Origin of the sequence: Marinomonas spartinae (assembly GCF_016461715.1) — a bacterium.
Taxonomy (GTDB): Bacteria; Pseudomonadota; Gammaproteobacteria; order Pseudomonadales; family Marinomonadaceae; genus Marinomonas; species Marinomonas spartinae_A.
The window spans coordinates 15,953-35,429 of record NZ_JAEMUI010000033.1; the positions used below are offsets into that span (position 1 = coordinate 15,953).

Genomic DNA, 19,477 nt, shown 5'->3' on the forward strand with positions numbered 1-19,477 from the left:
CTACATGCCCTTAGGTTGGGGAATCCCCCCGTTTCATCTGCATGCGACGCAAAAACTCAGACATGATTTGCATGTAAAGTTCGTCGCCGATGTATTTATCTTCTACGCCACGGTCAATACTGGGGTTATCGTTGACTTCGATGACATAACCACGACCATTAATTTCTTTCACATCGACGCCGTATAGGCCATCACCAATGGGTTTAGTGGCTGCGATAGCCGCTTGTAGAACTCGGCGCGGCACTTCAAATGTAGGTAAGGTGTCAAAGCCGCCACTTTGGCTTTTGCTATCGCTATGTTGGTAAATCTGCCAATGGTTTTTTACCATGTAGTAGCGGCAAGCAAAAAGTGGTTTGTTGTTTAGGATACCAATGCGCCAGTCAAATTCTGTGTAAAGGTATTCTTGCACTAGGAGCAAAGAGGATTTCTTAAACAGCGTATTCAAACTCTCAGTTAAGGCTTCGCGGTTCTCGGCTTTGATCACGCCTTTAGAAAAGGCGCCATCAGGGATTTTCACTACCATCGGGTAGCTGATGGCCGCTTCCAATGCGTCTTCTACGTTGCTCTCCCCCTTATGGACAATACGTGTTTTCGGACACGGTACTTTGTGGGTGTTGAATAAGTCGGCCAGGTAGACTTTGTTGGTGCAGCGCATGATGGATTGTGGATCATCCATGACAACCAAGCCTAGGCCTTCGGCTTTTTTCGCAAAGCGGTAGGTGTGGTGGTCTATGTTGGTGGTTTCGCGAATAAATAAACCATCGTATTCAGGCAGGCGCATAATGTCTTTTGGGCCAATGGTATCCACGTGGATGCCAAGTTGCTTACCCGCTTGGATGAATTTTTTAATCGCTTGGCCGTCGCTCGGCGGAAGTTTTTCTTCTGGGTTCAGCAAAATCGCCATGTCGAATTTAGCGGCGCGTTGAATTCGACCTTTGCTCCATACTTTATTGCTGAAAGCTTCTAGAGACTCGGCGAATAGGGTTTCTTCCTCATCGTTTAGCTTGCTTTGCGAGGTGGTTTGCAGTGCGGTGACTTGCCACTCTTTGCGAAACTTTAAGGTGACTTCGAGTACAGGGCTTGGGAAACTTTCGAACAGTTTACGTGCAAATTCCTTCATTTCTGGATGAATCGTGCGACCAAATACGCAGTGGAATTTCATGTCCATTGGGGCTTCTGGCTTGGCGAGTTTCTTCGCTAACAGAGGTAACCATTGGGAAATTTCTAACTCATAGAGGTCTTTTTTACTAAGGTCATTAAGCACACGGACAGATGGCATCACATGATGGCCACGGCTTTCTGCCAGTAATGAGCAATAATAGCCATCCGATAGGTATTTGCTACTTTTACATAGGTTGATAATGCGCGTGCGACCTTGGCTCTTGTTGGTGGCCAAGTTTAGGTATTGAGTGAAAGTGATTACTCGATCACTGGGTAAAAACGCGGACCAATCTTTGGCATGATCAACAACAATGTACGTCTGTGACATGTGCTCTGTTTTTCCTTATGGTTGCAACGGTAACTTATGTAACGTTACTGGTGGGTCATTGTTTTAAAAGAGGTTAAAAAACATTCTGAATTTGTGCGGATAGTGCGCTTAATTTTATGTTTTAACAATAGACTAAAATGAAGAATAAAATGTTTTTTTCGTACATTTTTAAGCTATCTTTTAAATAGGTTTCGCCCTAGAATTCGCGAAATCTCTCTCGTGAGTTTGGTGGTTCTCGTTGCCTTGGTTTGTGGCGAAAACACTAGAAAAACGAGCCTACGACCTCCTGTCTTTTCTAAGGCGACACATGACGACAACCACAACATTGACTCATCCTTCTACTGCAATCACCTCTAGCAATGTTCGTTTAGCAACATTGGATGATCTGAAATCGCTTTTGTTACTTGAGGAGCGCTCTTTCTCTGGGGATCGTTTAAGCCGACGTAGCTTTCGTCGCGCCATAACGGGTGTAGGGTCTGCTCTATTAGTTGCTGTGTCCGATAAGACGTTACTGGGGTATGCCTTATTACATCTTCGACAAGGTACGCATTTGGCGCGTTTGTACTCTTTGGCAGTATCTCCAGAGGCGCGTGGTCTAGGGGTGGGTAAGCTATTGATTCAAGCTTGCGAGAAGAAGGCCGTCAAAAAGGGAAAATTGCTGCTACGCTTAGAAGTGAGCGATGTGAATCATAATGCGATTGGTTTATACCAAAAAATGGGGTACCGAGAATTTGGTCATTATGATGCATATTACGAAGATCAGACAGATGCGATTCGTATGCAAAAGCGTTTACGCCATGCGGGAGATGAGCAAACGACACGAGCGATTCCCTGGCTAGCGCAAGGAACGCCCTTTACTTGTGGACCAGCCTCATTGCAGATGGTGTTGTCTGCTTTGCATCCAAGTTATCAAGCGACGCCAGATGATGAGTTGGAAATCTGGCGAGAAGCGACAACGATATTTATGACATCGGGCCATGGCGGGTGTCATCCTATGGGATTGGCACTAGCAGCCGAGAAACGAGGCTTGACTGCCAATATTTGGTTGAGTGACAACGGGCCGCTATTTGTTGACAGTGTTCGGGATGAGCTTAAGAAAAATGTCATCACGCGAGTACATCAAGGTTTTGTAAAGCAATGCGATGAGGCGAGTGTACCAATACATTATGCTGTGATGCCCTTAGCTCAGTTGATTGAAGCGTTTGATTCTGGAGCGCTTGCAATCATCCTGATTAGTACTTTTCGCATGGATGGCAAAAAATCGCCCCATTGGGTGGTGATGTCTGGTTATGATGAGCACAGTATTCTCGTTCATGACCCAGACTTAGATGATGATAAAAAATTACCAGACGATCCGCCAAGCCCATTGGATTGTCAATATGTGCCCATTGCTCGGGATGAGTTCGAAAAGATGTCTCGTTTTGGTAGGAGCCGGTTGCAAGCGACGGTTGTGTTGATGAAAAGAAACCAGTCACGATAGAAGCTTGTTGTTTGGGGAGCAGGAGAAGAATAACAATTTGTCTAGGAATATTTTGTAAACTTACTAATTGCTGATTTATCGTCCCTGCATTAATCTATAACAAATTATTATATGGAATGGATGATGAAAAAAAGTGAGGTCAAAGGAGGGTCAAAAGTCATAAAGAATAATGACTTAGACGATGAGCCTTTTTTTTCTCAACTGCTAACCTATTTGCCTATGGGCGGCATGGTGGTGAATACAGATTCTGTTATTCTCTTAGCTAATGAGACTTTATCAGACATATTAGGCTATTCAACAGATGAGCTTGTTGGTATGGATGTTGACTCGTTGCTACCTAGTCAGTTTCAAACCAATCATAAAAAGCTTATGCAAGGCTTTTTCAAGCATCCTCACAAACGCAAAATGGGCAAAGGGCAGGCTCTGTTTGCGCGCTGTAAAGACGGCAAGCACATTCCAATAGAAATTGGGTTAAACCCGATAGAACAGAAAGGCCAAATTTTTGTTTTAGCGACTTTGATCGATCTTTCCATGCGAGATCGTGCGAGAAATATGTTTCAACGATCCATCGAAGATGCGCCTCATGGTGTGCTGGTTGTGGATTCTGATGGCGTGATTCGTTTAACGAATAGTATGTTGTGTCAATGTTTTGGTTATACCTCGGGTGAGTTGTTGGATCAACCTTTAGAGATGTTGCTGCCAAGTCGCTATCGAAAAAATCATGATCATTTGCGTCGGTCCTTTCATCAAAACCCCATGCCTCGAATGATGGGGGTGGGACGAGATTTGACGGCTTTACATAAAGATGGCCGTGAGTTTCCTGTGGAAATAGGTCTTAGTCCCTTTGAAGACGAAGATAATAATGACATGGTGTTAGTCTCTTTATTGGATATCACACAGCGTAAACGCATGGAGCAAAAACTGCGGGAAACCAATACCAATTTAGAAGAGTTTACCTATGTTGCGTCCCATGATTTGCGTTCGCCGTTGCGGGGGATTGCGGATTTATTAGAGTGGATTAAAGAAGATCTTGGTCCTGATGCACTTCCAGATGTCACCCATAACCTCAACCGAATCGATATTCGCATTAAGCGGATGGAACAACTCATCGACAATTTATTGACCTACGCACGAGCTGGAAAAGTTGAGTCTAATGTCCAAGAAATCGAAATAAATACACTGCTTGATAATATCGTCGAATTATTAGAGGTGCCCGAAGGGATTAAGATAATACGAGATGTCCAGTTTGAGCGTTTCATGTCGGTATGGACTCCGCTGGAAACGGTGATGCGTAATCTAATCAGTAACGCCATTAAGCATCATGACCGGGATTCGGGCACGATTGTCGTGTGTTGCAAGGTTGAAAATAGTTTTTGTCATTTTAGTGTTTGTGATGATGGACCTGGTGTGCCTGAGGCGGCGTATCAACGTATTTTTCGATTATTTCAAACGGTGACATCCAGTGAGCGCAGTGGAACGGGCATCGGCCTTTCTGTTAGTCGACGCTTGGTTGAAACACACGGTGGACGTATTAGTGTTGAGAAAAACGAACACCAACGCGGTGTTACCTTCCATGTTTGGTGGCCACGATTTTTAAGGAAAGATACCCATGAGTAAAGAATTAAGTGTTCTTATTGTCGAAGATGATGATGTGTCAGCTGAGTCGATCACCCGTAGTCTGAGAATAGTCGCACCAGACATCGGCATTATTCATGCGGAAGAGGGTAAAACGGCCATAGCAATACTTGAAAAAACACACCCAGATAAGGTTATAAAGTCACCCTTTTTGGTGTTGTTGGATTTAAATATGCCAGTTATGAATGGCTTTGAGTTTTTAGAGTACATTCGTGATAGTAAAAATTTGCAAGACACTGTCATTTTTATTCTGACGACATCAAATGATGACACTGACCGTTCTCGGGCTTATGCGAACAATGTTGCAGGTTATATGGTTAAGTCTGAAGTTGGCCCGCAATTTGCGAAATTGACCACTTTATTAAGTGCGTATCGAAACGCTGTTGAACTGAATAGTTGAGGAAGGGAGCATGGATGTTTCGAATAGTTCTGAGGTGGATGTGATAAGGTTGTTGATTGTCGATGATGACGATGTAGACCGTGAGCGCTTACGTAGGATGCTGTCTAAATCTGACATAGAAACGCTTGTATCTGAGGCGTCTTCTTTGGAGGATTCCATGAATTTTTTAAAAGGGGGGGAGTTTGACTGTGTCATTGTTGACTACCGTTTGGGGATAAATTCAGGGCTTGCTCTGCTTAATAGTATTCGGACCACATTAGAGAACCGATGTGCGGTTATTATGGTAACCGGACTGGGTGATGAAGAGGTTGCGGCTGAAGCTATGCGTTTAGGGGCGAGTGATTATCTATTGAAAAATCAATTGCAAAGCCCTCAATTGATACGGGCAGTTATCAGTGCCGTGCATCGTGCTGAGCTGGAAAAGAAGCTTCACGATATGGCGCATTATGACAGTTTAACGGGATTAGCTAGCCGACCACTTCTGCTTAAGCATTTACAAAAAGCAATTGTAGATAAAGAACCCTCCGCCGTCGCGTTTCTCGACTTAGATAATTTTAAACCGGTGAACGATAATTATGGTCATGATATTGGCGACTTCGTTCTCGTAACGATTGCAGATCGACTTAAGCAAATAATACGAACAAATGACACCCTGTCGCGTATTGGAGGGGATGAATTTGTGTTGTTATTACGTGGCGTTGCGAATGAAGAACAGTGTGTCACGTTTCTTAATCTACTGCTTGAGGTCGTGAATAGACCGATTGAGCTTGAAGAGTTTGAGAGTTTTGTTCAGGTGTCAGCAAGTATTGGTGTCACCTTAGTCTCCAATGACAGTTTAGACGCCGATACGGTGGTTCGGCGAGCAGATCAAACCATGTATCAAGCGAAAAATTTGGGCAGAAATAACATTGTCTTTTTTGATCCAGAGGAAGAGCGTCGGCTACATGAGCGAAGAGTCATGTTGCAAGCCGCTGAACGTGGCGTTGTTCGGCATGAATTTGAACTCCATTACCAACCGCAAATCGATATGGTAAATCACCGTTTAAAAGGGGTGGAAGCACTTATTCGTTGGAATCACCCAAGCAAAGGGTTTTTATACCCCGGGGACTTTACTGAAGCTTTGGAACATCCAAACACAGGGATTGTCATAGGGGAGTGGGTATTGGAAGAAGCATTGCGACAACTTGCCATTTGGGACAGGGATGACCTTGTTGTCAGTGTTAATATTGCCCCTGCTCATTTGCTGAGTAATGGGTTTGTCCCGCAACTTGAGCGATTATTGAAAAATATGCCTAATATTAACCCAAAGTCCTTAGAAATTGAGATTTTAGAAACTGTTTCAATGGCGGATATACACAGTGCCGTTGAGGTAGTGAAAGCCTGCTGTGAATTGGGGGTTCGAGTCGCACTAGACGACTTTGGTACAGGGTATTCCTCTCTTAATTATTTGAAAAAGTTGCCTCTGGACACGTTAAAAATCGATAAAAGCTTTATTCAGAACATACTGTCCAATCAGGACGATAGAGCGATTGTTGCTTGTGTTGCTGAGCTTAGTCAGGCGTTTAAATACGACTTGATAGCGGAAGGTGTTGAATCATTCGATCATATGCAATCGCTGATCGAGATAGGTTGTCATCTAGGACAAGGATATTATATTGCTAGACCTATGTCTGCTGACAAAATGACGCAATGGATTGATCAATACAATAAAGGCCCTCAGTTACATTAACTATTTGTTTTCTAAAAAATATTCCTCTTGTTCTTCGCTATGACTATCTCACCCAATGTGGGATGGGCTTTGCGTGCACTCCCTGTCTACGCCTTTTATGGTGCCATGACGCCTAACTAAAACTCATGTCTAAAGTCTTATGATTTTTCATATTTGATAGTATTAAGTTATAGAGTGAATGCAAAAAAGCTATTTGCAATGCTTGACTCATGGATAGATTAGTGAGATAACGAAAACGTTTTTGTTGTATTTCGAAAATTAATTGTAGAAAATCGAAAATTCGTTGTATAACGAAAATAAATAATCAAATAGCGAAACAAGCATAAACAGTAGATGACTCATAATAGTCAAATAATAATAAAATACAGGGGATAACTAAGATGAAAGAGCTAGCTAAGCCTACCTTGATGGGGGAGTGCATTGCGGAGGTGATAGGTACTGGTTTATTTATGTTTATCGGTACGGCGTGTGTGGCTGCGTTGGTCACGACGGGAGCCCAATATGGTCAATGGGAGATTAGTATTATTTGGGGGCTTGCGGTTGCTATTGCCATCTATGCTGTTGCTGGCGTCTCGGGGGCACACATTAACCCTGCTGTCACCTTAGCACTTGCGACCTTTATGGGGTTTGAATGGCGTAAAGTGCCTTTCTTTATCATTGCTCAGTTTGTTGGTTCCGCGCTTGGAGTAAGTTTAACATATTTCCTTTATGGTCCGGTGATTTCTGAATGGGAGTTAGCGCACCATGTTGTACGAGGTACCGCCTCAGGCTTGCAAACTGCAGGCATCTTTACCACATTCGCCAATGCTAATATCAGTTATTTTCATGCCATGCTAGTTGAGCTGAGCATCACGGCATTATTAATGTACTGCGTTTTGGCGCTTACCGATGATAAAAATGGTGGTGCTAAGGGTCCCCTTGCAGGGCTTTTCATTGGGTTGGTAGTCGCGATTATTGGTGCATCTGTTGGGCCGTTAACAGGCTTTGCTATGAACCCCGCTCGTGATTTCGCTCCGCGCCTTTTGATTGATTTTCTGGGGTGGGGGCATGTTGTGATGACAGGTGGTCGTCATATGCTTTATGCATGGGTACCGATTGTTGGTCCTATTTTAGGTGCGCAATTGGGGGCGTTTATTTATACACGGTTCGTGAGCCCTTCTCTACCAGCCAATATAGAAGAGAAAATTGAATTGGAGCAGTCTGTTTCGATGGCGTCAGCAGTAAAAAAATAAATCATAACAATAAGGAGAACAGCAATGTCAGAGCAAGCTAAAAATAAACATTACATTGTCGCACTAGATCAGGGAACCACCTCTTCCCGTGCTATTATTTTTGATCGACATTCCCATATTGTGGCGGTGTCTCAGCGGGAATTTAGCCAGTATTTCCCTCAATCTGGTTGGGTTGAGCACGATCCAATGGAAATTTGGTCTAGCCAAAGTTCTGTATTGGCGGAGGTGTTAGCGAAAAGTGGCATTCAACCTGATCAACTTTCTGCGATTGGTATTACTAACCAGCGTGAAACGACCGTCGTATGGGATAAAAATACTGGACGTCCTGTTTATAATGCGATTGTGTGGCAATGCCGCCGTACTGCTGATATTTGTGATGAGCTTAAGGCTCGCGGCTTAGAAGATTATGTCCGTGAAAACACCGGGTTGGTCATAGACGCTTATTTTTCTGGTACGAAAGTCAAATGGATTCTCGACAATGTAGAAGGCGCTCGCGAAAAAGCTGAGAACGGAGAGTTACTATTTGGTACCGTAGACTCTTGGCTGATCTGGAACATGACGCGTGGGAAAGTGCATGTTACAGACTATACCAACGCCTCTCGCACCATGCTATTTAATATTAAAACGTTGGAGTGGGATAAACGAATGCTAGAAGAGTTAGGCATTCCTGAGTCCATGTTGCCAGAAGTGAAAGGCTCCAGCGAAATCTACGGTGATACGAATATTGGTGGTAAAGATGGTACTCGTGTGCCAATCGCAGGGATTGCAGGGGATCAGCAATCCGCCTTGTTTGGTCAGCTTTGTGTCAAAGAAGGTATGGCGAAAAATACTTATGGCACTGGTTGTTTCTTGCTGATGAACACAGGAACCAAGCCCGTACTATCTCGACATGGTTTGATTACCACCTTGGCCGTTGGTGCCAAAGGCGAAGTGAATTATGCGCTAGAAGGCTCGGTGTTTATGGGGGGAGCGACGATTCAATGGTTGCGTGATGAGCTGGGCATTATTCGCGATGCACAAGATACCGATTACTTTGCTTCGAAAGTGGAAGACAGCAATGGCGTATATCTGGTACCTGCTTTTGTGGGCATGGGAGCGCCGTATTGGGATCCTCATGCCCGTGGCATCATGGTTGGTCTAACACGTGGTGTGAACCGCAACCATATTGTTCGTGCTGCTCTTGAATCAGTGGCGTTTCAAAGCCGTGATTTAGTGGATGCTATGAAACAGGATTCTGGTATGGAGCTGGCCACATTGAAAGTTGATGGTGGCGCGGTTGCAAACGATTTCTTAATGCAATTCCAGGCGGACATTGTTGGTACCAAGGTAGAACGTCCCAAATTGACGGAAACCACCGCACTTGGCGCAGCGCTATTGGCGGGTCTAGCGGTGGGGTTCTGGGACTCCATTGACGAAATTCAAGAAAACTATGAAATTGACCATACCTTTGAGCCAGCCATGGCGGATGAAGAGCGTGCTAAACGCTACAAAGGCTGGCAAAAAGCGGTCTCTCGTTCACTAAAATGGGCTGAAGACGACGAGGAATAAGTTTAGCACTTATCCCGATTTACCAAGAAATCTCAAAGCGAGTGTGTTAACCCATACTCGCTTTTTTATTTGTTAGGAAAGCTCAGATAAACTACCTTCTATTTCTTTTATCCTAATGTATTGGGAGAAAAGTGGTTTAGGGGGTTAATTGGTATTAGCCTTTAATCGATGCGAAATGAAATGCCTGCACAAAAATCCAAGTCATTCTAGCTACTAGCTGGCATGATAATGCTTTCAAAGAATCAATCAAGGAGTAGTTCAATGAAGGTCGCGTTTACCAGTGATAATATTGCCGGTGCCTCTGAGTCGGTTTTTCAAGCCATGATAGAGGCTTCTCAAGGGGATACTATGCCCTATGGGAATGATGAGAGCACTGCGTTAGTGACTCGTAGGCTGTCAGAATTGTTTGAGTGCGAGGTTGAGGTTTTTTTAGTGTCTACTGGTACGGCGGCAAATGTCTTGAGTATCAGTGCGTTGACGCCTCCTTGGGGGAGTGTCTTGTGTCATAAAGAAAGCCATCTATTGCAAGATGAAAATACCGCACCGGAGTTCTATGCTGGTGGTGCGCGCTTTGTTGGCATTGAGGGTGAAAACGCTAAAATTGATCCAGAGTGGTTAAAAAAGGCGGTGACTCAGAAGATCGGCGATGTGCATTCTTGCCAGCCTGCCGCGGTGAGCATTTCCCAAGTGACTGAGGTGGGGAGTGTTTATTCATTAGAAGAGATTCGCGCTGTAACCAGTGTAGCAAAAGAGGCAGGGTTACCTGTTCACATGGATGGTGCACGGTTTGCTAATGCACTGGTGTCATTGGGGTGTACACCCGCGCAAATGACATGGAAAGCGGGTGTGGATATTGTCTCGTTTGGCGCGACTAAAAATGGCACCATGGCGTCGGAAGCTATTGTGGTGTTTAAGCAATCCCTTGAAGAAAAAGGATTGTCTTTCGATAAGGTTGTGAAGGAATTAGCTTTTCGTCGTAAACGCGGCGGACATTTGCATTCGAAAATGCGTTTATTATCGGCTCAGATGATTGCCTATCTGACAAATGATTTATGGTTAACCAATGCTTCCCACGCAAATGCAATGATGGCGCATTTACAAGAAGGACTAAAATCCATACTAGGTGTAAAAATTAATACGCCCGCTCAGGCAAATATGTTGTTTTGCACCTTACCTTTGCCCATGATTGATCACCTGCATTCTGAGGGTTTTGCTTTTTATGGTGGGCGTTGGGAAGAAGGTGTGGTGCGCTTAGTGACGTCTTTTAGAACACCAAAAGAAGGTGTTGACGCGTTCATTCATGCTGCCAAGTCCTTTGCTGAGCGTACTGTATAACCATTGTTTATGCGCCGTAGCGATAACGCGATGGCGCAATCTGATAAGCCTTTTTAAAGGCACGGTGAAAGTGACTTTGATCATAAAAGCCGACATTAGCAGCAATGTCGGTCAGGCTGTTTTTCGTGTCTTTTAACTGAGTGCAAGCACGTTCCAGTCTTAGTCTTAGTAACCAAGCATGTGGTGCCAGACCTGTTCGTTTCTGAAAGTGCCTTATAAATTGGAAACGAGTGAGACCCGTTAAATGGGCTAGTTCATCCAACGTGATTTTTTGTTCGAGATGACTGTCGCAATAGTCCCGTAATTGACCTAGTTGCTGATCACTTAATCCCCAGTGCGATTCCTGTTTAGGTGTTTTATCGAGTAATGTGAAGAGTTCTGCTAATACGTTGGTCCACAAGCTATCTTTGTATAGTTGGTTTGCTTGACTATCGGGCTTTAGTGCGTGACTGAGCTTACTAAAGGCCTGAGCAAGCGTCCCATGGTGAATTACGGCAGGAGCAAGGCTTTCAATACTCGGTGTTAATGAATCTGGATATTTATCTAACAAGGCCGTTTGCAATAAAGTGGGCGGAACTCGAAAGGTAGTGAGCTGATGTCGCTCATTGCCAACACCGCGTCCATCGTGAACTTCTCCCGGCGGCATAAAGCAAATGTGCTGTTGTGAGAAATCCATCGACTGACCTTTATGCGTTTGGCGAAACACGCCATTTGTGATTAACCCGATATGAAAATCAAGATGGAAGTGGGGTTGGAAATCTAACAAGCTAAGGGAAGCTTCGCTGATGACTAAGCCCTGAAAATTTTCAATATGTTGATATCGGATAGAACTCTTAGAGGTCATAAAGAGGCTCTTTTGTTGTTTGAACACCGCGTATTCATATGGAAGTCATCGTTTTACTGTTAAATATGCTTTTATTAATGACTTTGCGCATAAAACAGGCCTACTATGGTAACGATGAATGGGACATTTTGCTTGTATTTTTGTGCATTGCTCTTTTAAGGGGGCGTCTCTAATGTAGTTGGCTTTTTGGTAGCCAGAACGAGATAAGGCTGGTAAGGGCAAGAAAACCAAAGGACACCCAAAGACAGGGAATAATGCCATCATCTTGGTACACCCAACCAGACAAAACGGTGCCGATGAGTCTTCCCATCGCATTGGCCATGTAATAGAAGCCCACATCTAATGATATGCCATCTTCACTGGCGTAGTGAACGATTAAGTAGCTGTGTAATGACGAATTAATCGCGAATATAACACCAAATAAGATGAGCCCACCTAACAATATCTCTAGTGTCTGATCAAAGTTTTGCATGCCGATGGCAATTGCGGCAGGCGTTAGGGTTAATAATATCGCCCAAAATCTGGCTTGACCGCCACTTGGCGTTTGGTTCTGCTTTTTGCCTGTGAGGTGAGGGGCAAGGCTTTGTACGAGGCCATAGCCGATTACCCACAGAGCAAGAAAGCTGCCGACACGCCAGTGATCCCAATGGAACTGACTGGTTAAATAGACGGGGATGGCAACGACGAACCAGACATCTCTAGCGCCGAACAAAAACAGTCGGGCGGCCGATAAAATATTGATTTCTCTGCTTTTGGAGAACATTTGCGAGAATTTAGGCTTGTTTTTCGCTTTGCCTAAATCCTCTTTGAGTAGGTACAAACTGGCAAGCCACACGATGCCAAGGCCAATCACCATGCTTAAAATAGCATGATGAAAACCAATGGCACTGAGTAAGAATCCCCCTAGAAAAAAGCCCACCCCCTTAAGTGCATTTTTTGAACCTGTTAATAGCGCAACCCATTTGTATAAAGTGCTACTGGCATTTTTAGGAACAAGTGTTTTTATGGCACTTTTCGCACTCATTTTGTTGAGATCTTTTGCAATGCCTGATAACGCTTGTGCTGCCATGACCCAAGGAATGGATAAATAGCTTGCTGGCAATAAGAGCATGCTAAGGGCGACAACCTGCATGAAAAGGCCAATGTTCATGGTGCGGTTGAGTCCCCATTTTGCTCCAAGCCAGCCACCAAATAGATTGGTTAGCACCCCAAAGAACTCGTAAAAGAGGAAGAGCAGGGCAATGTCCAGAGCGCCGTAACCCAGTTGATAAAAGTAGAGGACAACCAGCATGCGCAATGCGCCGTCGGTTAGGGTGAAACTCCAGTAATTTCCCGTGACGATCAGGTACTGACGAACGCTTTTTGGTAATTGTGATAGCATGATTTTTTTACTTTCTTCTCTTACTATTCGAAACGATAGGTCATTTGCTCAGTGGGCCTAGACTTAGAGTGTTTGGTCTAATTGGCCAACTTTTCTCATCAACTCGGCAGCACGGTTAGCGTAGCCCCATTCATTGTCATACCAAACATAGAGCTTCACTTGAGTGTGATTGATGACGAGTGTGCTTAGTGCATCGACAATGCTTGAGCGAGGGTCGGTTTGGTAATCGATGGAAACTAGGGGGCGCTCTTCATAACCCAGAATATTTTTAAGAGGCCCTTGTTCGCTAGCTATCTTTAATAGTTGGTTGATTTCTTCTGCGCTGGTGGGGCGCTCCATTTCGAACACACAGTCGGTTAACGAGGCATTGGTCAGCGGTACACGCACAGCATGACCGTTTAATTTACCTTTTAGCTCTGGGAAAATATGGGTAATAGCCGTTGCAGATCCCGTTGTGGTTGGAATCAAGCTGCTACCACAAGCGCGTGCTCTGCGTAGGTCTTTGTGTGGTGCATCAATGATGGTTTGGGTGTTGGTTATGTTGTGAATGGTGGTCATGGAGCCGTGTTTGATGCCAATGGCTTCCTGTAACACTTTGACAATAGGCGCAAGTGAGTTGGTAGTGCATGAAGCGGCTGTCACGATTGGATGTAAACGAGGGTCATAATCGCCATCATTCACGCCCATAACGATATTCAGTACGCCTTCTTCTTTGACTGGGGCCGTCACGACCACACGTTTTACGCCTTGGTCTAAGTAGGCTTGTAGGGCTGACTTTGTCTTCATAGCGCCTGTGGCTTCAATAACAACATCGCATTGTGACCAGTCTGTGGCCCCAATGGTGCTGTGTTGCGTGCAAGGAATAATCTTGTCATTAATGATGAGATTGTTACCATCGCTGCCAGCTTCATGGTGCCAACGCCCATGAACGGAGTCAAAGTTGACGAGATGCGCTAAAGTAGCCGCATTGCCTTGGAGGTCATTGATTTGTACAAACTCAATGTCGTCCCAGTCAAATGCGGCACGAAAAGAAAGTCGTCCCATACGGCCAAAACCGTTTATGCCTACTTTTATGGTCATGGTTATCTCCTAATATTATGGCGTGGTTAGCAACAGGTAACGAGTCGCTCTGGTCGGCTACCCATCTGTTCAAGTTGAAGAAAATTACCCTTTAACCAGTGTTGCTGGTGTTCAAGGGTGACGATAATGACGTCATGTGCCCATTGAGGGAGTGAGTTAAGGGAATAAAATACCCATTGGCTCTGTTTTCTGTCTGTTAGTAGGCCAGCTTTTCGCAGTTGCGCAAGATGGCGTGACACTTTGGGCTGTGTTTCTCCCAGGGCGGCCATAAGCTCACACACGCAGAGTTCTTCATAATGAGCAATGAGTAATAAACAACGCAAACGGGTTTCGTCGGCAATGGCCTTAAAAAAAATCGTTGGATCAAGGTGCATCTTTTCAAACATAGTATTTGGCGCGGTTTTTAGTTTATATATGAAATTTCATATATATGGAAAATCGAATATAGCAGATTTTATCAATGGGAAGCGTGACGTTTTGATGACAATTTATATCATGTCAAAAGGGAGTGGGCGTAAACATTAACAATGGGCAGCGTGACGATAACATGCTGCCCATTGTTATATGGGAGGATGGCTACTTGTCTATACTAGCGCAAGATGAGCAATGGAATATCGCTTTCGATGATCATTTTACTGGTGTTGCTGCCAACAAAAAATTGACGCACCTTTGAGTGCGCATAGGCTCCCATCACCATTAGTTCAATGTTGTTTTCATTTCGATATTGAGTCAAAACCGGATAAATATCACCTGCGATCAAAGATGCATTTACCTTGAAGTTTTCTGCTTCCAGAATAGACTGAGCTCTGGCGAACTTTTCTTTTCTGGCTGGGGTGTCTTCTCCTGCCATGACCATGTGACAGGTCAGCCCTTTCAATAAAGAGCTTTGCGCGATACGAGCAATGGCATTGTCCGCCGCTTCACGACCATCGTAGGCAATCATAAAATTGCTCGGAGTTTTGAACTCCCCAACAGTGATCAGGATAGGGTGATGTAACGCCCGTGCCGCTCGTTCAATATGAGAGCCAATTGTGTTGGCTGACATGGCGTGTTCGCTACCATTACGTCCAAGGATGACTAACTTTGTAGAAGATTCTAGACTGATTAGCGTGTCCACCAAATCGCCGTGGCGTTGCATAATGCTGACATTTTGAGCCCCTTGCTCTTCGGCATGGGCTTTTGCTTTATGGAGCATTTCTTTGCCATGTTCTAAGGCGAGTTTAGCGCGTTTCTCATCCAGTTCTGTCAGCTCAGCAAGAAGATGCTCTCGGCTACCCAAACCAATAGAGCCTGATAAGTCGCTGTTAGACGTCATGCTTTTTTCTAGCGAATGTAAGAATGTTAATGGTGACTCAATATTATTGGCCGCCCATACTGCCGCGTCTGTTACGTATTCCGACAGAAAAGAACCATCAATACAGGCAATTACATTTGTCATTTTTGTTCTCCTTGTGAGCGTCTTAGTGGCCGTTCAACAGTTTGTCTGCTTCTTCTGGTTTGTTGTGCACCCCAAATTTGTCCACCACCGTGGCGCTGGCTTCATTCAAGCCAATAACATTGACCTCGGCACCTTCACGACGGAATTTGATGACCACCTTATCCAAAGCGGCGACGGACGTGATATCCCAAAAGTGTGCATCAGATAGATCAATAGTGACGCTATCAAGAGCTTCTTTAAAGTCAAAAGACGAATTAAATTGATCTGAGGAAGCAAAAAATACTTGCCCAACGACTTTATAAGTTCGATGAGACGCTTGTTCATTGATGTCGCTTTTGACAACCATAAAACGCCCAATTTTGTTGGCAAAGAAAAGAGAAGCCAATAAAACACCGACGAGCACACCAATCGATAGGTTATGGGTAGCGACAACAACACAGACGGTGACAATCATCACGATATTGGTCGACATAGGGTGTTTTTTTAAGTTAATGATGGAGTCCCAAGAAAAGGTCCCGATGGATACCATGATCATGACAGCAACTAATGCCGCCATTGGAATTTGCCCGATCCATTTGCCAAGAAACACCACCATGATCAATAAGAACAGACCTGCAATAAAGGTAGATAAACGGCCACGACCTCCAGATTTTACGTTAATAACTGTTTGGCCAATCATGCCGCATCCTGCCATACCTCCGATAAAACCAGTGACGATATTAGCAACACCTTGTCCCTTGCATTCACGGTTTTTATTACTGCCAGTATCAGTGAGTTCGTCGACGATGGTTGCGGTCATCATGGATTCGAGTAGACCAACAACAGCTAAGCTAAGAGAATAGGGTAGGATGATTAACAGTGTATCTAAGTTAAATGGAATGTCTGGTATCAAAAAAGTTGGTAACGAATCGGGTAGTGCTCCCATATCGCTGACCGTGTGAATGTCTAGCCCGTTATAGATAGAAAAGATAGTCAGAACGACAATACAGACCAATGGTGATGGTAACGATTTTCCTATGACGGGGACGTAGGGGAATAGATAGATAATCCCTAATCCTGCAGCAGTCATGGCATACACCACCCATGTTACATTAGTCAATTCGGGAAGTTGCGCCATAAAAATCAAAATAGCCAGCGAGTTTACAAAACCCGTCACAACGGATTTGGAGACAAAGCGCATGAGATTGCCCAGTTTTAAATACCCTGCGATAATTTGAAAAACACCCGTGAGTATGGTGGCCGCAAGCATATATTGAAGACCGTGTTCTTTGACAAGGCTAACCATTACCAGTGCCATGGCGCCTGTTGCCGCTGAAATCATGGCTGACCGTCCGCCAAAGAAAGAGATGACAACAGCGATACAGAATGAGGCGTAAAGACCAACTTTTGGGTCAACACCGGCAATGATGGAAAAAGCGATGGCCTCGGGAATGAGGGCGAGGGCGACAACAGTCCCGGAGAGAGTGTCATTTTTGATGTTTGAGAACCAGTCTCGTTTTATTGATTCGATCATTTATTACCTTCTAAATCGCTATTCTTAACTAAAATCATGCGTTACCACACATAAAGGGATAGGTTTCTATTTTCTCAGCATGAACGGAAATTTATCGTCATAAGACTATGACGTCTGCATGATGACCGTTTGGTGACATGCGATGGGGAGGTACTTATGTGTTGTGGTCTGGTAATGCGTCACACCACACTTATACAGTGAAAATTAAACATGCGCGAATTATAGAGTTTTGACGAATTGATAGCAATTAATGACGAGAGGGATTTTACTTTACTGTAATTTGCCTGGGAGACTCTCGCTCTAAAAAGGTCATTGAAATAGTAAGGGCGAAATTACGTTGTTATCTCGTTTTTTTCATTTTTATTTTAGAGATATTTCTTTATAGTTCCTATGCTTTTTTTATTCATATTAATCACCTAGTTGGAATCGCATTGTGGATCTCATTCAAAGTATCATTTTAGGATTAGTTGAGGGGGTGACAGAGTTTCTGCCCATCTCTTCAACGGGGCATATGATCGTTGTTAGTCAATGGTTGGGTATGCAACAAACAAGTGGGACGAAAGCGTTTGAAGTTATCATTCAATTGGCTGCTATTTTGGCCGTTGTGGCTAACTATAAAGAGCGCTTTACTTTTAAGCACACTCGCTTATGGATTCAGTTGTTTGTCGCCTTTTTGCCTGTTGCCATCATCGGCTTCTTATTTAGACATCAAATCAAAGACATGTTTTCGGTTACCATTGTGGCGACTATGTTTATTGTTGGTGGTGTCATCTTCTTGATTACCGAAAGAGTGATAAAAGATAAAACCCCTAAGGTGGTAGAGCTTGATGATCTTAGCTTTAAACAAGCTTTATGGATTGGCATTGCTCAAGTATTTGCATTGATCCCAGGAACAAGTCGTGCTGGTGCAACAATCGTGGGTGCTTTGTATGTTGGTTTGAGTCGTAAGGCGAGTGCGGAGTTCTCTTTCTTATTGGCCTTGCCTGTGATGATTGCGGCTTCCGGTTATGATCTCTTGTCCAGCTATAAAGACTTCGCTAACGAACAGTGGATACCACTCCTCGTTGGGTTCGTGGTGGCTTTCATCAGTGCTTATGTTGTGATGAGGCTGTTTATGAGCTTTTTGCAGCGATTTACATTTGTCGCATTTGGCTGGTATCGAATCCTATTTGGCGTGTTGATATTGGTGACTGCTCATTAATTGATGTACACAGCCCATTGGGGGCTTTTTATCTTAAGCTAAGGCGTTAAATTGTTTGCGCTTATGATTTAGAGTAAGAATTATGAAAAAAAATGCCGCTATTGTACCAAGGTACAATAGCGGCATTTTTTTAGGTGTCCTATTCTGGCATTAATTAGAAATTTAATCGTCTTATTTAGGAAACCACATAATGAGCGACAATCAGACTTCGTTTGCAACACTGGGTAGCCCAATTGGCTTTTTCTCTCAAGTAAGTGGAACCGTCATTGTTCGATCATTAGATGGAAAAGAGCGTGTAGTGCACGTCGGTGATCCTATTTATTACGGTGAGACGGTTGTAACCGGAGCAGGTGACAGCGCCACCATTAGTTTTGTTGATGGTACTCAAGTAGTTATAGGCGGGCAGTCCGTTGTTGAAATGAACGATGAGGTTTACACGCCGGGTGATGCCTCTACGTTAGCTCAAGACTCATCAACAGACGCAAACTCACTCCAACAAGCCATTTTAGCAGGAAAGGACCCGACCTTAATTCAAGACGCTCCAGCGGCGGGTAACGAAGTTATTGTTAGTGAGCAAAGTGCTGATATTGTCACAGTAGAACGAGTTAATGATACAGCCACGCCAACTTATGGTTACAATACAAACTACAATTTTGGTTCGAGCACAGGCGGTAATGACACAACCTCTACACCGTCAAGAGAGCGTGCCACCTCAGTTATTAGCGTGACTGGTACAACCACAGGAGATGATACTTCCCCAGTGGTTAATGTGACGCGGGTTTCAGATGCAAGTGCGACAGAAGGGCAAAATGTTTCCTTTGGGGTGACCCTTTCTGGCACCACAGCCACAGCGCAGACATATACGCTAACTTTATCTAATATAACAACGAGTTCGAGTGATTTAGCTGCTTCTGGCATTACATTTACCAATGGTGTAGTGAACAATAATAATGGCACGATTACCGTGCCAGCAGGCGTAACGAATTTTACCGCTAATGTTCCCACGGTTGATGATAAGACTAATGAGCCGAATGAGACCTTCACGTTGACCATTGGTGGCGTTAGTGGAACTGGAACCATCATTGATAATGATTCTTTGGCATCAGTAGCAGGCATTACGATTGACCCTATTACTGCCGACGACACCATTAACCTAGCGGAATCCAAAGAGA

Annotated in this window: 16 protein-coding genes; 9 read left to right on the plus strand and 7 right to left on the minus strand. The window is 44.2% G+C overall.

Annotation, left to right across the window (positions count from 1 at the left end; genetic code table 11):
* Positions 1 to 10: 10 nt before the first annotated feature.
* The gene (locus JHD45_RS21065) at positions 11 to 1,489 is read right to left on the minus strand and encodes a RimK family protein (RefSeq protein WP_199478531.1); all 1,479 of its coding nucleotides are present in this window, start codon (positions 1,487 to 1,489) and stop codon (positions 11 to 13) included.
* A 307-nt stretch (positions 1,490 to 1,796) separates the two neighbouring features.
* Here JHD45_RS21065 and JHD45_RS21070 point away from each other — a divergent pair, with 307 nt between their 5' ends.
* The 7 genes from JHD45_RS21070 (at position 1,797) to JHD45_RS21100 (ending at position 10,848) form a co-directional block, all read left to right on the plus strand.
* Complete coding sequence (locus JHD45_RS21070) at positions 1,797 to 2,969, plus strand: GNAT family N-acetyltransferase/peptidase C39 family protein (protein ID WP_199478533.1); 1,173 nt, start codon at positions 1,797 to 1,799, stop codon at positions 2,967 to 2,969.
* Between the two features lie 120 nt (positions 2,970 to 3,089).
* The gene (locus JHD45_RS21075; RefSeq protein ID WP_233407978.1) at positions 3,090 to 4,586 is read left to right on the plus strand and encodes a PAS domain-containing sensor histidine kinase; all 1,497 of its coding nucleotides are present in this window, start codon (positions 3,090 to 3,092) and stop codon (positions 4,584 to 4,586) included.
* A complete protein-coding gene (locus JHD45_RS21080; protein WP_199478535.1) occupies positions 4,579 to 5,004 on the plus strand; it encodes a response regulator in 426 nt (141 codons plus the stop codon). The genes JHD45_RS21075 and JHD45_RS21080 overlap by 8 nt, the downstream gene beginning before the upstream one ends.
* 10 nt (positions 5,005 to 5,014) lie before the next feature.
* On the plus strand, positions 5,015 to 6,733 hold the full coding sequence (locus JHD45_RS21085; RefSeq protein ID WP_199478537.1) for a GGDEF domain-containing response regulator: 1,719 nt from the start codon (positions 5,015 to 5,017) through the stop codon (positions 6,731 to 6,733).
* Positions 6,734 to 7,113: 380 nt separating this feature from the next.
* Positions 7,114 to 7,965: an MIP/aquaporin family protein gene (locus JHD45_RS21090; protein ID WP_199478539.1), complete on the plus strand. Its 852-nt coding sequence runs from the start codon at positions 7,114 to 7,116 to the stop codon at positions 7,963 to 7,965.
* Between the two features lie 24 nt (positions 7,966 to 7,989).
* Positions 7,990 to 9,513, plus strand: coding sequence for a glycerol kinase GlpK (glpK, locus tag JHD45_RS21095; protein WP_199478541.1), 1,524 nt, complete (start codon positions 7,990 to 7,992; stop codon positions 9,511 to 9,513).
* A 261-nt stretch (positions 9,514 to 9,774) separates the two neighbouring features.
* On the plus strand, positions 9,775 to 10,848 hold the full coding sequence (locus JHD45_RS21100; RefSeq protein WP_199478543.1) for a threonine aldolase family protein: 1,074 nt from the start codon (positions 9,775 to 9,777) through the stop codon (positions 10,846 to 10,848).
* Positions 10,849 to 10,855: 7 nt separating this feature from the next.
* Here JHD45_RS21100 and JHD45_RS21105 read toward each other — a convergent pair whose 3' ends face one another.
* The 6 genes from JHD45_RS21105 to JHD45_RS21130 all read right to left on the minus strand — a co-directional run bounded on the left by JHD45_RS21105 (position 10,856) and on the right by JHD45_RS21130 (position 17,104).
* Positions 10,856 to 11,692 carry an AraC family transcriptional regulator gene (locus JHD45_RS21105; protein WP_199478545.1) on the minus strand — a complete coding sequence of 279 codons (837 nt, stop codon included), beginning with the start codon at positions 11,690 to 11,692 and terminating at the stop codon, positions 10,856 to 10,858.
* Between the two features lie 169 nt (positions 11,693 to 11,861).
* A complete protein-coding gene (gene arsJ / locus JHD45_RS21110) occupies positions 11,862 to 13,073 on the minus strand; it encodes an organoarsenical effux MFS transporter ArsJ (protein ID WP_199478546.1) in 1,212 nt (403 codons plus the stop codon).
* 63 nt (positions 13,074 to 13,136) lie between these two features.
* Positions 13,137 to 14,153: an ArsJ-associated glyceraldehyde-3-phosphate dehydrogenase gene (locus JHD45_RS21115; protein WP_199478548.1), complete on the minus strand. Its 1,017-nt coding sequence runs from the start codon at positions 14,151 to 14,153 to the stop codon at positions 13,137 to 13,139.
* Positions 14,154 to 14,179: 26 nt separating this feature from the next.
* Positions 14,180 to 14,539: an ArsR/SmtB family transcription factor gene (locus JHD45_RS21120; RefSeq protein WP_233407979.1), complete on the minus strand. Its 360-nt coding sequence runs from the start codon at positions 14,537 to 14,539 to the stop codon at positions 14,180 to 14,182.
* 203 nt (positions 14,540 to 14,742) lie between these two features.
* Positions 14,743 to 15,591 (minus strand): universal stress protein, encoded by an 849-nt coding sequence (locus tag JHD45_RS21125; protein ID WP_199478550.1) that lies wholly within the window; start codon positions 15,589 to 15,591, stop codon positions 14,743 to 14,745.
* 22 nt (positions 15,592 to 15,613) lie between these two features.
* Entirely contained in the window at positions 15,614 to 17,104 is a 1,491-nt protein-coding gene (locus JHD45_RS21130) for a SulP family inorganic anion transporter (protein ID WP_199478552.1), read from the minus strand.
* A 433-nt stretch (positions 17,105 to 17,537) separates the two neighbouring features.
* Here JHD45_RS21130 and JHD45_RS21135 point away from each other — a divergent pair, with 433 nt between their 5' ends.
* Positions 17,538 to 18,305, plus strand: a complete 768-nt coding sequence (locus JHD45_RS21135) for an undecaprenyl-diphosphate phosphatase (RefSeq protein ID WP_199478553.1) — start codon at positions 17,538 to 17,540, stop codon at positions 18,303 to 18,305.
* A 190-nt stretch (positions 18,306 to 18,495) separates the two neighbouring features.
* Positions 18,496 to 19,477: retention module-containing protein (locus JHD45_RS21140; protein ID WP_199478558.1), on the plus strand; the 982-nt coding region annotated here is incomplete at its 3' end.

Excerpts from the sequence above, each read along its gene's own strand:
- JHD45_RS21065 (WP_199478531.1), bottom strand. The coding sequence starts at position 1,489 with ATGTCACAGACGTACATTGTTGTTGATCATGCCAAAGATTGGTCCGCG.
- JHD45_RS21070 (WP_199478533.1), top strand. The coding sequence starts at position 1,797 with ATGACGACAACCACAACATTGACTCATCCTTCTACTGCAATCACCTCT.
- JHD45_RS21075 (WP_233407978.1), top strand. The coding sequence starts at position 3,090 with ATGATGAAAAAAAGTGAGGTCAAAGGAGGGTCAAAAGTCATAAAGAAT.
- JHD45_RS21080 (WP_199478535.1), top strand. The coding sequence starts at position 4,579 with ATGAGTAAAGAATTAAGTGTTCTTATTGTCGAAGATGATGATGTGTCA.
- JHD45_RS21085 (WP_199478537.1), top strand. The coding sequence starts at position 5,015 with ATGGATGTTTCGAATAGTTCTGAGGTGGATGTGATAAGGTTGTTGATT.
- JHD45_RS21090 (WP_199478539.1), top strand. The coding sequence starts at position 7,114 with ATGAAAGAGCTAGCTAAGCCTACCTTGATGGGGGAGTGCATTGCGGAG.
- glpK (WP_199478541.1), top strand. The coding sequence starts at position 7,990 with ATGTCAGAGCAAGCTAAAAATAAACATTACATTGTCGCACTAGATCAG.
- JHD45_RS21100 (WP_199478543.1), top strand. The coding sequence starts at position 9,775 with ATGAAGGTCGCGTTTACCAGTGATAATATTGCCGGTGCCTCTGAGTCG.
- JHD45_RS21105 (WP_199478545.1), bottom strand. The coding sequence starts at position 11,692 with ATGACCTCTAAGAGTTCTATCCGATATCAACATATTGAAAATTTTCAG.
- arsJ (WP_199478546.1), bottom strand. The coding sequence starts at position 13,073 with ATGCTATCACAATTACCAAAAAGCGTTCGTCAGTACCTGATCGTCACG.
- JHD45_RS21115 (WP_199478548.1), bottom strand. The coding sequence starts at position 14,153 with ATGACCATAAAAGTAGGCATAAACGGTTTTGGCCGTATGGGACGACTT.
- JHD45_RS21120 (WP_233407979.1), bottom strand. The coding sequence starts at position 14,539 with ATGTTTGAAAAGATGCACCTTGATCCAACGATTTTTTTTAAGGCCATT.
- JHD45_RS21125 (WP_199478550.1), bottom strand. The coding sequence starts at position 15,591 with ATGACAAATGTAATTGCCTGTATTGATGGTTCTTTTCTGTCGGAATAC.
- JHD45_RS21130 (WP_199478552.1), bottom strand. The coding sequence starts at position 17,104 with ATGATCGAATCAATAAAACGAGACTGGTTCTCAAACATCAAAAATGAC.